A 15,424-nucleotide genomic window follows, 5' to 3' on the forward strand; every position below is an offset into this window, starting at 1 on the left:
CCGCCGGAGCGGGGGTGCGAGTGCGGTTCGGCCGCGTGACGGCCGCCGGACTCGGCGAGGCGCTGGACACGGTTTTGCACGAGCCGGGCCATCGCGCGGCAGCCGAGCGCGTCAAGGCATCCTTCCGCGCGGCCGGCGGCGCCGCGGCGGCCGCCGGCCACTTGGAACGGCTGGCCGCGCGGGCCATCCGCACGGTACCTGCGCGAACACCCCGGACAACCCCCTTGGAGGAGGGATGAGCAGCAGCGTCGAACCACCCACCACGCCCAATCCGGCGAGCGACGCGCCCGGCCCGGCCAACCAAGCCCTGAAGAAGGGCGCCGCGCGCGCCGCGGCCGTCGCCGCGCTGCGCCCGCGCTATGCGGACGATCTCGCGCGGGGCACCGAGCGGCTCTTCGAGCCGCGCCGGACCGACTGCCCGTGGTGCGGCTCGGACCGGCTGGAGGAGCGGCTGCGCACCGCGGACCTCTTCCAGCACAAGCCTGGCGGCTTCGGGCTGGACCGGTGCCGGGACTGCGGCCATGTGTTCCAGAACCCGCGGCTGAGCGGCGAGGGCCTGGAGTTCTACTACCGGGACTTCTACGACGGCCTGGGCGAGAAGGACATGGCGGGCCTCTTCGCCGGCCGGCGGAAGACCTACGTCAGGCGCGCCGAGTCGCTGCGCCCGTTCGCCAAGGCGCCGGAGAACTGGCTGGACGTCGGCACCGGACACGGCCACTTCTGCGAGGCGGCCCGCGCGGTCTTCCCCGGGACCCTCTTCGACGGTCTCGACCTGAGTGCGGGGGTGGAGCTGGCCGAGCGGGCGGGCCGGGTGGCACGGGGGATCCGCGGCGGCTTCGTCGAGCGGGTGGCGGAACTGGCCGACGGGTACGACGTGGTGAGCATGTTCCACTATCTGGAGCACAGCACGGACCCCCGGGGCGAGCTGCGCGCGGCGCGGCGCGTGCTGCGCCCGGGCGGGCATCTGCTGATCGACGTGCCCGACCCGGAGAGCCGCTTCGCCCGGCTGCTGGGCTGCTGGTGGCTGCCCTGGCTCCAGCCGCAGCACCTCCACTTCGTCCCCGTGGCCAATCTGCGCCGGGAGCTGACCGGGCTCGGCTTCACCGTGGTCGCCGAGGAGCACGCCCGGCCGCACGACCCGGTGGATCTGCTCGGGGCGGTGTGGCTGCTGCTGAACGCCGTCGCCCCGCGTGAGGAGCAGCCGTGGCTGTCGTCCCCGCCGGGCCGGCTCCGCCGGGCGCTGCGCACGGCGACCGTGCTGGCGGGCGTCCCCGCCCTGCTGGCGGCGGCCGCGCTGGACCACCTGGTGATCAGGCCGCTGGCCGGCCGCCGTCATCTGTCCAATGCCTACCGGGTGGTCGCCCGGCGCGACTGACGAGGGCCGGAAGGCCCCGCCGGGCCGTCGGGAAAGACGGCCCGGCGGGGACCGGGGTCAGCGGTGCTCGTAGCGGATGAGGGACCGCACCATGCGGCAGGTGGTGTTGGAGGGCGGGTGCACCCCGATTCGGGCCGCGGTGGTGCGTATCTTGCGGTTGGGCGCCTGCTCGGGGCGGTACACCCCGGAGTTGAGCAGGGCGATGGCCAGGCGCATGGCCTTCAGCCGGCGGTGGTGGTTCTCGTACCACTCGCGCGGACGTCCGGCGGGCACTCGTTTCGTCGGGAGGGTCGCGTAGTTCGGCAGGTTCGGAAGAGGTGTGGCGGCAGTGGCCATCGGCATCCTCCAAAGGAGGTCGGGGACCCTTGTTCTTACCCCTCCATTCTACTGCCTGGCACTGACAAAAGACCCTGGCCACAGGCTGTTTGAGGGCGTCCGGAAGGCCGTTTTCGCCGCGCCTCCCCACCTCGCTCGCCATACCGCACCCGTCGTACGTCCGGGGGACGGAATACTCCCCTGGGAGGGTTGCGGAATCCACCCGGTGTCAGCTGCCGTGCTCAGACCGCCCGCTTAGGGTGCAGACATGATTCTGCGAAAAACCCGGCTGCGCGGCAGACGGCTGCTGGTGTCGGCGGTGGCCGCGGTGGCCGTGCTCGCGGGCGCGGGCACCTGGGCGGCCGTCGCCTCCGACGGCCGCCCGTCCGTCCACCGCGAGGACCAGGTGCTGCGCATGCCGGGGGCGCGCATCGACACCTCGTACTTCACCTCGGGCTCCGGCCGCAGGCCCGCGGTGCTGCTGGCCCATGGCTTCGGGGGCAGCAAGGACGATGTGCGCGCCCAGGCCGAGAAGCTGGCCCGGGACGGGTACGCGGTGCTGACCTGGTCGGCGCGCGGCTTCGGCGCGTCCACGGGGAAGATCGGGCTGAACGACCCGGACCACGAGGTGGCCGATGTCCGGCGGCTGGTCGACTGGCTGGCCAAGCGGCCCGAGGTGCGGCTCGACGCCGCGGGCGACCCCCGGGTGGGGGTGGCGGGCGCCTCGTACGGCGGGGCCGTCTCGCTGCTCGCCGCGGGGTACGACCGCCGCGTCGACGCCATCGCTCCCGCGATCACCTACTGGAACCTGGCCGACTCGCTCTTCCCCGACGGCGTGTTCAAGAAGCTCTGGACGGGGATCTTCTTCACCACCGGTTCGGCGGACCCCACCGCCGCCCAGGGGCGCGGAGGCCAGGGCCAAGGCCAGGGCCAGGGTCGCGAGGGCCAGGAGCGGGACCGCGGCCAGGGCTGCGGCCGGTTCGAGCAGCGGCTGTGCGAGATGTACGAGCGGATCGCGGTGTCCGGCAAGCCGGACGCCGCCGCCCGCCGGATGCTGGAGGAACGCAGCCCGTCCGCCGTGGCCGACCGGATCAAGGTTCCGACGCTGATCCTCCAGGGCCAGACGGACTCGCTCTTCCCGCTCGGCCAGTCGGACGCGATGGCCAAGGCCATCAAGGCCAACGGGGCGCCCGTCGCCGTCGACTGGATCGCCGGCGGACACGACGGGGGCGACCCCGAGACCGCGCGCGTCACCGACCGCACCCGGGCGTGGTTCGACCGCTATCTCAAGGGCGACAAGAGCACGGACACCGGCCCCGCCTTCCGGATCACCCGCACCGGCGGGTTCGACTCCACCAACGGCGCCGCCCGGCTGCGCGGCGCGACGGGCGACAGCTACCCGGGGCTGACCGGCCACGGGCGGACCGTGCGGCTGAGCGGCCGCGAGCAGTCGTTCGCCAACCCGCCGGGTGGCGGGCCGTCGGCGGTCTCCTCGGTGCCGGGCATCGCGGGGCTCTCGCAGGCCTCGTCCCTGGGCGTCGGGGTCTCCCTCGACTTCCCCGGGCAGTACGCCCGCTTCGACTCGGCACCGCTGGGCCGGTCGCTGCGGATCACCGGCTCGCCCTCGGTCAAGGTGCGGGTGAAGGCGGACGCGCCAGACGCGGTGCTGTTCGCGAAGGTGTACGACGTGGGGCCGGACGGGGCGCAGGTACTGCCCTCCCAGCTGGTCTCCCCCGTGCGGGTCACCGGCGCCGAGCGCGGCAAAACCGTCGAGCTCCGGCTGCCCGCCGTCGACCACGAGGTGGAGCCGGGCCACCGGCTGCGGCTGGTGCTCGCGGCGACCGACCTCGGCTACGCCTCGCCGGCCGAGCCCGCCACGTACACCGTCGCCCTCGCGGACGGCGGTCTGACGGTCCCCACCGCGCCCGAGGTGCGCACCCAGGCCGCCCCGCTGCCCTGGTGGGTGTGGGGGCTGCCGCTGGGGGCCGCCGCGGTGGCGCTGGTCCTGCTGCTCACCGGCAGGCGGCGCACCGCCGCGCCGGCGCCCGACCCCGAGCTGACCGAGGTGCCGCTGCGGATCACGGGCCTGAGCAAGAGGTACGCGAAGTCGGTCGACCGGTACGCGGTGCAGGACCTCTCCTTCACCGTGGAGAAGGGACAGGTCCTGGGGCTGCTCGGGCCCAACGGCGCGGGCAAGACCACCACCCTGCGCATGCTGATGGGGCTGATCACCCCCGACAGCGGTGAGATCCGGGTGTTCGGCCACGCCATCAGGCCCGGCGCCTCGGTGCTCTCACGCGTGGGCGCCTTCGTCGAGGGGGCGGGGTTCCTGCCGCATCTGACCGGCCGGGCCAACCTGGAGCTGTACTGGCAGGCCACCGGCCGCCCCGCCGAGGACGCCCATCTGGACGAGGCGCTGGAGATCGCGGGGCTCGGCGACGCGCTGGAGCGCGCGGTGCGCACCTACTCGCAGGGCATGCGGCAGCGGCTGGCCATCGCCCAGGCCATGCTGGGGCTGCCCGATCTGCTGATCCTGGACGAGCCGACCAACGGCCTCGACCCGCCGCAGATCCGCGAGATGCGCGAGGTGATGATCCGGTACGCGGCGGCGGGCCGCACCGTGATCGTCTCCAGCCATCTGCTCGCCGAGGTCGAGCAGTCCTGCACCCATCTGGTCGTCATGGACCGCGGCCGGCTCGTCGAGGCGGGCCCGGTCGAGGAGATCGCCGGCACCGGGAACAGCCTGCTGGTGGGCCACGAGGGCGAGCTGAGCGACGCCCTGGTGGAGAAGGTGGGCGCGCTGCCCGGGGTCGCCTCGGCGGTGCGCACCGGCGACGGGCTGCTGGTGCGCCTGGACGGTACCGGTCCCGCGCGGCTGCTCACGGAACTGGTGCGGCTGGAGATCCCGGTGACCAGCTTCGGGCCCAACCGGCGCCTGGAGGACGCGTTCTTGACCCTGATCGGAGGAGGGGCCGCATGAGCGTGTCTTGGGGCGCTGCGCGGGCTGGACTGAGGAGCCGCGCAGCGACGAAGGAGCGAGCAGTGACGAGGGAAGCCCGCGCGTTGGAGCGCGCCAAGACTGAGCGGGTGAAGGGGCGCGTGTCTTGGGGCGCAGCGACGGAGGAGCGAGCAGTGACGAAGGAAGCCCGCGCAGGGAAGCGCGGCGAGACCGAGCGGGAGGCAGGGGCATGAGCTCGCTGACGGAGGCGGCGCCCGGACACCGCCCGGGCCGGACCCTGCCGCTGCGGGTCGAGGCGGTCCGGCAGCTGCGCCGGCGCCGGACCCTGGTGATGGCGACGGTGCTGGCGGCGCTGCCGTTCGTGCTCGTCGCGGCCTTCGCGCTGGGCGGCACCCCGGAAGGGCGCGAGAACCGGACCACGCTGATGGTCACCGCGACGGCCTCCGGGGCCAACTTCGCCGCCACCGCGCTGTTCGTCTCGGCGGCGTTTCTGCTGGTGGTGCCGGTGGCGCTGTTCTGCGGGGACACCGTCGCGGCCGAGGCCAACTGGTCCTCGCTGCGCTATCTGCTGGCCGCGCCCGTGCCCAGGACGCGGCTGCTGCTGAGCAAGCTCGCGGTGGCGCTCGGGTTCAGCGCGGCCGCGATCGTCCTGCTGCCGCTGGTGGCACTGGTGGTGGGGACGGTGGCGTACGGCTGGGACCCGCTGCGGCTGCCCACCGGCGGGTCGCTGCCCACGGGCGAGGCGCTGGGCCGGCTCGGCGTGGTGGTCGCGTACATCTTCCTGTCCCAACTGGTCACCGCGGCACTGGCGTTCTGGCTCTCCACGGTCACCGACGCCCCGCTGGGCGCGGTCGGCGGAGCGGTCGGGCTGACCATCGTGGGCAATGTGCTGGACGCGGTCACGGCGCTCGGATCCTGGCGTGACTTCCTGCCCGCCCACTGGCAGTTCGCCTGGCTCGACGCGCTACAGCCGCAGGCGGAGTGGAGCGGCATGGTGGAGGGTGTGGCGGTCTCCGTCGCCTACGCGCTGGTGCTGATCGCGCTGGCCTTCCGCGGGTTCAACCGCAAGGACATCGTCTCCTGAGCGGACGGCCGTTCGGTTCCCGCCCGCGAGTCTGCCGGGCCGTCATGACATGCTGAGACGTTGTGGCGCGCCGGATCGGTCGGCGAACGTCCCACAGCGTGACAGGGATGGTCGATGAGGCTCTGCTTTCTGGTGGAGGAGCACTACCGCTACGACGGCATGCCGTTGGAGGTGATCCGGCAGCTCACCGCCTGGGGACACCGGGTGGATGTGCTGTGGCCCGGGAGCTCCTTGGTGAGCGTATCGGAGACGGTCGGGGCGGGCAGCCACGACGCCTGGGTGCTCAAGACGGTCTCCGGGGGGCCGGGCCTGACGCTGCTGGAGGCCGCGGCGGCTGTGGGGCTGACCACGGTCAATGACGCGCGGTCGATCCGCGGGGTGCGGGACAAGGTGCTGGCGGCGGCGATCGGTCGCGCCCGGGGGCTGCCGATGCCCCTGACCTACGCCGCCGCCCGGCCGGAGTCGCTGACCGAGATTCCCGCGGCGGAGTTCCCGCTGGTGGTCAAGCCCGCCGACGGGAGCTCCGGGCGGGCGGTGCGGCTGGTCTCCTCCCCCGAGCGGCTGGCCGGACTGCGGGCGGAGCTGGCGGGGGAAGGGATGCTGATCGCCCAACCGTATGTGGCCAACTCCGGGGTCGACCTCAAGGTGTACTGCGTGGACGGCGAGCTGTACGCGACCGAGCGGAGTTCGCCGCTGCACCCCGACGGGCCGGTGCGCGAGCGGCGGGTGCCGCTGTCCGCCGAGGTGGCCCGGATCGTCGCCGAGGCCGGGGCGGCCTTCGGCCTGGACCTGTACGGGGTGGATGTGCTGCTGGGTCCGGACGGCCCGGTGATCGTCGATGTGAACGACTTTCCGAGCTTCCGTCAGGTGCCGGACGCGGCGGCACGGGTGGGGCGGGCCGTGCTGGAGCTGGCCCGCCGGGGCGCGGGCGGGGCGGGGGCGGCGGCCGTGGTGCCCGCCCCGGCGCGGGCGCGGGTGGCGGAACAGGTTCCCGCGAGCGCCGTCGAGGGCCGATGAGGATCGGTCTGATCACCCCGGAGCCGGGGCATCCGCTGCTGGCCGCCGCGACCGCGCTGCTGACGCCCCGGCATCGGGTGGAGGCGGTGGATCCGGGCGCCTGGGACGGCGTGCCGGACGATCCGGGCTCCTTCGGCGCGCTCGCCGACGTCTATCTGCTCAAGGCGCGGACGCCGCGCGCCCTCGGTCTGGCCCGCTACCTGGAGCAGCGTGGCGCTCCGGTGCTGAACGCGGCGGGGGCGACCGAGCTGTGCCAGGACCGTACGGCGATGGCCGCGCTGGCGCTCCGGGCGGGGCTGCCGTTCGCGCGCACCCGGACGGTGTCCGCCCTCGCCCGGCTCTCCGCCGAGGAGCTCGCGTATCCGGTGGTGATCAAGAGCCGGCACAGCAGGCGGCACGATCTGGTGGCCCGGGTCGACGATGCCGCCGGGCTGCGGGCCCTGCGCGCCGTCTGGCCGGATGAGCCGGTGGTGGTGCAGCGGTTCACCGAGAACAGCGGCTGGGACCACAAGCTGTGGGTGATCGCGGACCGGCTGTTCGCGGCCGTCCGCCGGTCGGAACTGGCGGATCCCGACCGCGGCCCGGCGCTGTCGCTCGGCCCCGGGGACTTGCCGGCGGGCTGGGCGCGGCTGGCGCTGGAGGTGGGGTCGGTCTTCGGGCTGCGGGTGTACGGCGTGGATGTGATCGACGCGGGCGGCGGGAAGCCGCTGATCGTGGACATCAACGCCTTCCCGGGGGTGCGCGGCCAGGCCGGGGCCCCGGAGGCGCTGGCCGAGCTGGCGGTGCGCACCGCCGGGACGGGGGTCGATTGAGCGGGCCCGGGCCCGGGGATCATTCAGTTGAGGAGCCGTGGCGTCCGTGCCGCGGAGCCCGGGCACGGAGCATGGCCCAGCGAGAGAGACGCCGATGCGCAAGAACGACATTCCGACGCGCCGGGGCGGGACCGCAGGGCTCGGGCACACCGGTGCCGGACCGCTCTCCGCGGCGATCGAGGTCGACACCCGCGGATTCATCACGGCGTGGGGGCCCGACGCGGTGCGGGTGCTCGGGTACCAGCCCGGCGAGATGCTGGGGCATCCGGTTGGGGATCTGCTCGCCGGGGATCTTCCCGCGGGGGCCCGGAGCCATCTGCACGCGCGGCCGGGCGACGGCTGGAGCGGCCGGATCGGGACCAGGCACCGGGACGGGCACCGCGTGGAGCTGGCGGTGCAGGCACATCTGCTGACCGACGTCGGGGGCGTGACCCACTGGCTGGTGGCGGCGGGCCCGGAGGCGGCGGCCGCCATGGAGTCCGGGCGGTCCGAGGAGCCCGGGGAGGCCGGGCAGTCCGAGGAGGCGCGGCTGCTGTCGGACTGGACGCTGGACCAGATGCCGGTGCCCGTGGCCATCTACGACACGCGGGTGCGCCTGGTGGACGCCAATGCGGCCATGACCCGCATCACCGGGCGGAGGCTGGAGGAGATGCGCGGGCTGCGGCTGCGCGAGATGGACCCGCGCCCCGTCTTCCAGGAGCTCGACCGCCTCCAGGAGCAGGTGCTGCGCACCGGAGAGGGCGTGCGGCACGAGTCGTACGGCCGGGGCATGTCCGGCGTGCCCGGCAAGCGCGCCCGGGCCTGCTATCTGATCCCGATCAAGGACGCGGCCGGCCGGGTGCGGGGCATGTCCGCGCTGGTCTTCGACGACACCGAGCAGCACTGGGCCCGCCGCCGGCTGACCATCGTCAACGAGGCCAGCGTCCGGATCGGCACCACCTTGGACGTGACCCGGACGGCGCAGGAGCTGGCGGACGTGGCCGTCGGCCGGTTCGCCGACTTCGTCACGGTCGATCTGCTGGATTCAATCTACCACGGGCAGGAGCCGGCCGTGGGCCCGGCGAGCCGCGCCGTGGACTTCCGCCGGATCGCGCAGCAGTCCGTGCTGCCGGGCTGCCCGGAGGCGTCGCTGGAGGCCGGGGGCGCGGATTCCTGGCCGGAGTACTCGCCTCCGGCCCAGGCCCTGACCACCGGCCGCGGTGTGCGCCACACCGTCCGGGACCCGGAGTTCCGACGCTGGACCGATGAGGTGCCCCGCCGTGCCGAGGCGGTGCGCCGGTACGGGATGCACTCGGTGATGGCGGTGCCGATGAGCGCCCGGGGCACGACGCTCGGGGTCGCCATGTTCTACCGCCACCGGACGCGGGAGCCCTTCGACGACGACGATCTGCTCCTCGCCGAGGAGATCACGGCACGGGCCGCGGTGTGTGTGGACAACGCCCGCAGGTATACGCGGGAGCGCGCCGTGTCGCTGGCCATCCAGCGCAGCATGCTGCCGCGGCACGGGATGCGGCAGGCGGCCGCCTCGATCGCCTCCCGCTATCTGCCGGCGGGCACCGCGGCCGGGCTCGGGGGCGACTGGTTCGATGTCATCAGGCTCTCCGGCGCCCGGATCGGTCTGGTGGTGGGCGACGTGGTGGGTCATGGGGTGCACGCGGTGGCGACGATGGGGCGGCTGCGGACCGCGGTGCGTACGCTCGCCGACATCGGCCTGCCCCCGGACGAGCTGCTCACCCACCTGGACGATCTGGTCATCCGGCTGGACGAGGAGGAGGCCCACACCGCCGGGGAGGGGAAGGGCACCGCCGGGGAGCTGGGCGCGACCTGTCTGTACGGGGTCTACGACCCGATCACCCGCACGGCCTCCTTCGCCAGCGCCGGCCACCCCGCGCCCGTCGTGGTCACCCCCGGCGGCGCGGTCACGCTGCCGAGGGTGCCTCCGGGGCCGCCGCTGGGCGTGGGGGGCCTGCCGTTCGAGACCGTCGATCTGGAGCTGCCCGAGGACAGCACGCTCGTCCTGTACACCGACGGTCTGCTGCGGTCCGCCGCCAGCGACCCCGACGAGGGTCTGGCGCTGCTGTGCCGGGCGCTGGCCGGGCGGGCCGAGTCGCCCGAGCGGGTGTGCCAGTCCGTGCTGGACGCGCTCACCCCGGAGCGGGGCGGTGACGACATCGCCCTGCTGGTCGCCCGGACCCGCACCCTGGATGCCGGGTGCGTCGCCATCCGGGATGTGCCGGCCACCCCGGCGACCGTCGCCGAGGCGCGCCGGTGGGCCTCGCGGCAGCTGATGGCCTGGGGGATGGAGGAGGCCGTCTTCACCACCGAGTTGGTGGTGAGCGAGCTGGTCACCAACGCCATCCGGCACGCCAGCAGCCCCATCCAGCTGCGGCTGATCCATGACACCGGGCTGATCTGCGAGGTCTCCGACGCCAGCAGCACCGCTCCGCATATGCGCCGGGCGCGCAGCTTCGACGAGGGCGGTCGCGGACTGCTGCTCGTCGCCCAGCTCACCCAGCGCTGGGGCACCCGCCAGACCGCGCACGGCAAGGTGATCTGGGCCGAGCAGAGCCTCCCCGTGGGCCGCCCGGACGCCGCCGTTTCGATCTCCGCCTGAATTCCGGGCAGCCTTGGACAGAGATACGGCGTCTTCTTGTGTAGAGGATGAGGAGGGGGACCGCTGTGAACTGCAGTCAGTGCGGAGCGCCGGTCATCCAGGGGCCGAGCGGCGGTTGGAGTTGCAACAACTGCGGAGCCTCGGGATGACCGGCGTCGGACGAAGACCTTCGTACCACCTCACGGGGGCAGCGCGCCCCGCGCGGCGGGTGTGCCCTACTTGGCGTACAGCAGGGTGCCGAAGCCCAGTTGGTCGAAGCCGCCGCTGGTGGAGCCGTAGTCTCCACCGCCGCCCTCGGGGCGGCCCTTCTCCGCCATGGCCGTGATGTGCGGGACGGACAGGCCCCGGCGCCTGGCGTAGTGGTAGTGCAGGATGTCCCACACCGGCCGGGTCTGGGCGCGGCTCGCGGAGGAGATCACGGTCTGGGACTGCTGGGCGCAGTTCTGGCCGGTGCCCCAGGTGTAGGTGGTGAAGGGGACGTCCTGGCCGAGGTTGTACTTGGCGACGTACTGGGCGGCCTTCATGAAGCGGTTGTTGTCGTAGCCGTACAGGTCCTCTCCCTGAGACCAGGCCATCTCGCAGAAGGCGCCCATCTGGCCCATGCCCATCATGGTGTGACCCTGGTCCCGGCCGGACTCCTGCCACTGGGCGAGGCCCTGGTCGTCGTAGACGAAGGGCACGGCGTGCTTGATCGAGCCGTTGCCCGCGCCGTTCTTGAAGTAGTTCACGGCCTGGTCGTACTTGGCCCCGTCATCGCACAGGATGCCGATGGCCAGGATCGAGTTCATGTTGCACAGGTCCCAGTTGGCCCAGTAGTTGGTGATGCAGGCATCGTTGTGACCGGTGAGGAACTGGTTGTTCAGCGGGTAGAAGATGTTGAGCATCATCCGCTTGAACCGGTCGAGGTCGAAGCCGGAGTAGCCGCGCATCAGCTCGCCGGCGTTGGCGAACTGGTAGCCGTAGATTCCGGCGGCCAGGAACCGGTCGGCGTTTCCGGTGACCGTGGTGAGCGTGGCGGACCAGGCGTTGAGGATGTCCCGGGCGGTGTCGCCGTGGGCGGTGGTCCCGGCGATCTTCCAGCGCAGGGCGTTCTGGTAGGCGGCGTGGATGTCGTTGTAGAGGATGCCGTAGTTCTCGCCGGTGCCGCCGCGGACGATGGTGGCCTGCGGGTTGGCCTTCCAGCCGGACTGGGCGTGCGAGTTGGCGATCAGCCGGTTCCAGCCGGCCAGCCAGGGGTCGTTCCCGGCGGCCACCCGCACCTTGGCCCGGTTGAGTTCGCCGTAGGCGTGCAGCATGCCCGGGTGGGTGAAGGTGGCCGGGGCGGCGCCCGCGGAGCCCGCGGTGACGGCGGAGGTGATGCCGCCGGCGGCGCCGGCGAGGGCGAGCCCTCCGGCGGCCTTCAGCACTCCGCGGCGGCTGAGCTTGTGTGTGTTCTCGCGGCTCATCGAGAAGTCACTCCCATCGTGGGGGGATTGTGTGTGTGGGGGGGGCGGTGCGGGATGTGGTCAGGGCTGCGACCGGGCCACATGGCGGAGCCCGCCGAGGAGATGGGCGCGGAAGGCGGGGTCGTCATACGCCTCGGGGGCGTGTCCGAGCGCGGTGTAGAAGACCCGCGCGCCGCCGTGTTCATGGCACCAGACGAGTGGATGGTCGTCCCCCATCCCCCCGCCCTCGTACGAGGTCTCGTCGGCGGAGGCCAGCACCCGCACCGCACCGCGCGGGCTGGCCCGGAAGTCGTACCACTCGTCGGTGAACGACCAGGTGGCGCCCAGATGGCCGGTCGCCGGATGGTCCCGGTCCTCGACCGTGAGCACGCCCGGCTGGAGTGCGGGGTGGCGGGCGAAGCGGGCGCCGAGCAGCTCGCCGTAGTACGGCCAGCCGTACTCGGTGCACGCGGCGGCGTGCACCCCCATGAACCCGCCGCCCGTCCCGCAGTACGTACGCAGCGCCGTCCGCCCCTCGGGAGTGAGGACATCGCCGCTGGTGGAGAGGAACACCACGGCCGCGAAGCGGTCGAGGTCGCCTTCGAGGGCCCGCGGATCCTCCGTCGCCTCGATCTCGAAGCCGTGCTCGGCGCCGAGCTCGCGGAAGGCGCGGACGCCCTCGGGTATGGAGTCGTGCCGATAGGCGGTGGTGCGGGTGTAGACGAGGAACCTCGGCCGGCTCGGCGTCATGGTGGGTCGCTCCCGGAAGGCGTGCGGGTGGGGGTTCAAGGAAACCGGTGCCCATCATGGGCGTCCCTCGCCGTGCCGTCTTCCACCGCTACCAGACGCGAAAATTTTCGACGGTCTCCGCCGCGGCTCCCGGGGTTCGGGAGCGCTTGGCAGAGACCGTTTTCTAGCTGGTTTCCCGGCTCTGGGGCCGGCCCGGGCTCTTGGTCGAGGACCGGATGACGATATGGGTGCCGAGCACCTGGTGCTGGCTCTCGGGGAGCTCGTCGCGGTGCAGGGCCAGCCGCACCGCGGTGCGGCCCAGCTCCTCGTGCGGCACATGCACGGTGGTCAGCGCGGGGAAGACGTCGATCGCCACCGGAATGTCGTCGTAGCCCGCCACCGAGACGTCCTCGGGCACCCGTACGCCACCCTCGCGCAGCGCCTGGAGCGCCCCCGCCGCCACCATGTCCGTCCCGGCGAACACCGCGCTGAAGTCGGCCCCTGAGGCCAGCAGCTCCCGGGCGGCACGATAGCCGTGGGCGCGGGTGAAGTTTCCGTCCAGGATCAGGGCGGGGTCGGGGCTCAGCCCCATCAGCTCATGGGCCCGGGTGAAGCCGCTGATCCGCTGGGTGCTCGTGGACAGCCCCGGGACCCGGGCCAGATAGGCGATGCGCCGGTGTCCGGCGCTGAGCAGGTGGGTGGTCATCGCGAAGGCGCCGGCCTCGTTGTCGTAGTCCACGACGGTGGCGGGCACGCCTTCGCCCAGCGGTGGCCTGCCGACCAGCGCCAGTCGCGACCCCACCCGGTCCAGGGCGTGCGCGAAGTGGGCCATCCGGTCCTGGTAGGCCTTGTCCTCCCAGGCGCCACCCACCACGATCACCGCGTCGGCCCGCTGCTCGCGCATCATCTCCACCACGGCGAGGACGCGCTGCGGATCGCCGTGGGTGGTGCACAGCATGCACAGCCGCCCCTCGGCGGACGCCTGCTCCTCCACACCGCGCGCGATGTGCGCGTAGAAGGGGCCGGTCACATCGTCCACGACGAAGGCCACCGTCTTGTTGGTGGACCCGCCGAGCGCGCGGGCATGCGCGTTGACCACGTAGTCCAGTTCGCGCATCGCCTTGAGCACCTTGGCCCGGGTGGCCGTGGCCACCGGATAGGTGCCGCCCATGACACGCGAGACGGTGGACGCGGAGACCCCGGCGCGCCGGGCGACGTCCCTGACCGTGGACACGTCCTTGCCCGTGGTGTTCTCCGTCCGCCTGCCCGCCTTGCCCGGTGTGCCCGCGCCGGTCGCCTCTGCTGCCTCGTTCACGTAGGCCTTTCCCCTCGCGCGCCTTCGGCTCGGCTTCCCCCAGCTGCCGCTGGGAGGTACCCCCGCCGTCGCGTAACCGCTCACGATAGCCGAGCCGGGCCGCCCCGGACCTGTCTCTCAGCGAGCGCGGGAGCTGACCTGCCGCGGGCGCAGCAGGAAGCGCTGGGTCTTCCCGCTCGACGTCTTGGGCAGCTCGGCGACGAAGCGCACACTGCGGGGGTAGGCGTGCTTGGCGAGCCGGTCCTTGACCAGCTGCTGGAGCTCGGCGGCGAGGGTGTCATCGCCCTCGGTGCCCGCGCGCAGCACCACGAAGGCCTCCATGATCTCGCCGTGTTCCGGGTGGGGCACACCGACCGCGGCCGCCTCCGCCACCGCCTCGTGCTCCAGCAGCACGCTCTCCACCTCGAACGGGCCGATGCGGTATCCGGCCATCAGGATCACGTCGTCGCTGCGCCCGGAGAAGTACAGGTGGCCTTCATCGTCCCGCGAGGCGGTGTCGCCGGTGTAGAACCAGTGTCCGTCGGGGCTGAACTTCTCGGCGGTGCGCTCCGGGGCGTCGCGGTAGCCCTCGAACCACATCAGCGGGCTCTTGGCGATGTCCACGGCCACCCGGCCGGGGCGGCCGGTCTCGGCGACGGCGGAGTTGGTGTCCTCGCGCAGAACGGTCACGCTCCAGCCGGGCAGAGGCCGGCCCATGGAGCCGGGCTTGAGCTCGGCGTGCAGCGCGGGGTGCCAGCCGTTGGCGATGGCCATGCCCAGTTCGGTGGAGCCGTAGTGGTCGCGCACCGGGATGCCGAGGGCCTGCTCCGCCCAGGTGATCACGTCGGCCGGGAGCGGCTCGCCGGCCGCGGAGGCGCACCGCAGCCGCACCCCGTCGGGGGCGGGGGTGGTGCGCAGCTTGCGGTAGACGGTGGGGCCCGCGGTGAAGTTGGTGACGCCGAAGCGGGACAGCACCTGCCATGTCGATTCGGCGGAGAACAGGCCGCCCAGCAGCAGGCTCCGCTGCCCGAGGGCGAGCGGGCCGATGATCGCGTAGTACAGCCCGTAGGCCCAGCCCGGGTCGGCGGCGTTCCAGAACACGTCGGTGGGCCGGTGGTCGAGGCCGAACTCCTGGTACATGGCGAAGCCCGCGACGGCACGCAGCGGGATCGGCACCGCCTTGGGCGGGCCGGAGGTGCCGGAGGTGAACAGCTCCACGATGGTCGCGTCCCCGCCGAGGGCGGCCGGCTCCTCCAGCGGGGCGTGTCCCTGGAGCAGTTCGGCGAACGACAGGTCGCCCTCCTCGGTGGGCCCGGTGGTGACGATCCGCCACGGCTGGTCGGCGGGGAGGTCGGGGCCGGCGGCCAGCTTGGGGCGCTGCCCGGCGTCCGTGATCACGACCTTGGTGCCGTTGCCGGTGATCCGCAGCGCGATGGCCGGGGGCGCGAACGCCGTGAACAGGGGCACCTGGACGGCCCCGATCCGCCATATCGCGAGCGTCACGACGAGGAGTTCGGTGGACTTGCCCATCAGCGTGGCGACCCGGTCGCCGGGGCCCACCCCGAGGGCCGTGAGGGCGCCGGCCATCCGCGCGGAGGCGTCGCGGAGTTCGCCGTAGGTCATGTCGTGCCCGCTGAGGTCGGCCCCGACCACCGTGAAGGCGACGGCGTCGGCCGAGTGCCGGTCGCACAGCAGCTGGGCGGTGGACGCCCCCGGATCTCCAAAGGTCTTGAGCAGGTCGGCCATGCGCTGTTCCGGGCTGGTCAAGTGGGCTCCTCGTGCGTGCAGGCGAGCGGAATCC

11 protein-coding genes and 1 pseudogene are annotated in these 15,424 nt (G+C 73.0%); 7 read left to right on the forward strand and 5 right to left on the reverse strand.

Translation table 11 applies throughout. The features are described 5' to 3' along the window. Positions 1–239 (forward strand): annotated as a pseudogene (locus ABTY62_RS45750) (glycosyltransferase); the annotation flags it as partial. Continuing rightward, entirely contained in the window at positions 236–1,375 is a 1,140-nt protein-coding gene (locus tag ABTY62_RS45755; RefSeq protein ID WP_352135325.1) for a class I SAM-dependent methyltransferase, read from the forward strand. The pseudogene ABTY62_RS45750 and the gene ABTY62_RS45755, both read left to right, overlap by 4 nt. A 57-nt stretch (positions 1,376–1,432) precedes the next feature. On the opposite strand, the gene ABTY62_RS45760 is transcribed toward ABTY62_RS45755, so the two are convergent. Further along, entirely contained in the window at positions 1,433–1,717 is a 285-nt protein-coding gene (locus ABTY62_RS45760) for a hypothetical protein (protein WP_385349995.1), read from the reverse strand. A 241-nt stretch (positions 1,718–1,958) separates the two neighbouring features. On the opposite strand from ABTY62_RS45760, the gene ABTY62_RS45765 reads away from it, so the two are divergent. The 5 genes from ABTY62_RS45765 to ABTY62_RS45785 all read left to right on the forward strand — a co-directional run bounded on the left by ABTY62_RS45765 (position 1,959) and on the right by ABTY62_RS45785 (position 10,176). After that, the gene (locus tag ABTY62_RS45765; RefSeq protein WP_352135326.1) at positions 1,959–4,670 is read left to right on the forward strand and encodes a CocE/NonD family hydrolase; all 2,712 of its coding nucleotides are present in this window, start codon (positions 1,959–1,961) and stop codon (positions 4,668–4,670) included. Between the two features lie 208 nt (positions 4,671–4,878). Further along, complete coding sequence (locus tag ABTY62_RS45770) at positions 4,879–5,733, forward strand: ABC transporter permease (RefSeq protein ID WP_311723009.1); 855 nt, start codon at positions 4,879–4,881, stop codon at positions 5,731–5,733. Positions 5,734–5,847: 114 nt separating this feature from the next. Further along, positions 5,848–6,750 carry an ATP-grasp domain-containing protein gene (locus tag ABTY62_RS45775; RefSeq protein ID WP_352135327.1) on the forward strand — a complete coding sequence of 301 codons (903 nt, stop codon included), beginning with the start codon at positions 5,848–5,850 and terminating at the stop codon, positions 6,748–6,750. Then, positions 6,747–7,562, forward strand: coding sequence for an ATP-grasp domain-containing protein (locus tag ABTY62_RS45780; protein WP_352135328.1), 816 nt, complete (start codon positions 6,747–6,749; stop codon positions 7,560–7,562). The genes ABTY62_RS45775 and ABTY62_RS45780 overlap by 4 nt, the downstream gene beginning before the upstream one ends. Before the next feature lie 94 nt (positions 7,563–7,656). After that, a complete protein-coding gene (locus ABTY62_RS45785) occupies positions 7,657–10,176 on the forward strand; it encodes an ATP-binding SpoIIE family protein phosphatase (RefSeq protein WP_352135329.1) in 2,520 nt (839 codons plus the stop codon). Positions 10,177–10,391: 215 nt separating this feature from the next. Here the strand turns inward: ABTY62_RS45785 and ABTY62_RS45790 are convergent, their stop codons facing one another. The 4 genes from ABTY62_RS45790 to ABTY62_RS45805 form a co-directional block, all read right to left on the reverse strand. Next, entirely contained in the window at positions 10,392–11,621 is a 1,230-nt protein-coding gene (locus ABTY62_RS45790) for an alginate lyase family protein (RefSeq protein WP_352135330.1), read from the reverse strand. Positions 11,622–11,681: 60 nt separating this feature from the next. Beyond that, complete coding sequence (locus ABTY62_RS45795; RefSeq protein WP_352135331.1) at positions 11,682–12,350, reverse strand: ThuA domain-containing protein; 669 nt, start codon at positions 12,348–12,350, stop codon at positions 11,682–11,684. A 163-nt stretch (positions 12,351–12,513) separates the two neighbouring features. Further along, positions 12,514–13,563 (reverse strand): LacI family DNA-binding transcriptional regulator, encoded by a 1,050-nt coding sequence (locus ABTY62_RS45800; protein WP_502997654.1) that lies wholly within the window; start codon positions 13,561–13,563, stop codon positions 12,514–12,516. 198 nt (positions 13,564–13,761) lie between these two features. Further along, complete coding sequence (locus tag ABTY62_RS45805) at positions 13,762–15,390, reverse strand: AMP-binding protein (RefSeq protein ID WP_352135333.1); 1,629 nt, start codon at positions 15,388–15,390, stop codon at positions 13,762–13,764. Positions 15,391–15,424 lie beyond the last annotated feature (34 nt).

Origin of the sequence: Streptomyces sp. NPDC097640, assembly GCF_040302705.1 — a bacterium.
Taxonomy (GTDB): Bacteria; Actinomycetota; Actinomycetes; order Streptomycetales; family Streptomycetaceae; genus Streptomyces.

Coding starts and splice junctions, on each gene's coding strand:
- ABTY62_RS45755 (WP_352135325.1), top strand. CDS start 236: ATGAGCAGCAGCGTCGAACCACCCACCACGCCCAATCCGGCGAGCGAC.
- ABTY62_RS45760 (WP_385349995.1), bottom strand. CDS start 1,717: ATGCCGATGGCCACTGCCGCCACACCTCTTCCGAACCTGCCGAACTAC.
- ABTY62_RS45765 (WP_352135326.1), top strand. CDS start 1,959: ATGATTCTGCGAAAAACCCGGCTGCGCGGCAGACGGCTGCTGGTGTCG.
- ABTY62_RS45770 (WP_311723009.1), top strand. CDS start 4,879: ATGAGCTCGCTGACGGAGGCGGCGCCCGGACACCGCCCGGGCCGGACC.
- ABTY62_RS45775 (WP_352135327.1), top strand. CDS start 5,848: ATGAGGCTCTGCTTTCTGGTGGAGGAGCACTACCGCTACGACGGCATG.
- ABTY62_RS45780 (WP_352135328.1), top strand. CDS start 6,747: ATGAGGATCGGTCTGATCACCCCGGAGCCGGGGCATCCGCTGCTGGCC.
- ABTY62_RS45785 (WP_352135329.1), top strand. CDS start 7,657: ATGCGCAAGAACGACATTCCGACGCGCCGGGGCGGGACCGCAGGGCTC.
- ABTY62_RS45790 (WP_352135330.1), bottom strand. CDS start 11,621: ATGAGCCGCGAGAACACACACAAGCTCAGCCGCCGCGGAGTGCTGAAG.
- ABTY62_RS45795 (WP_352135331.1), bottom strand. CDS start 12,350: ATGACGCCGAGCCGGCCGAGGTTCCTCGTCTACACCCGCACCACCGCC.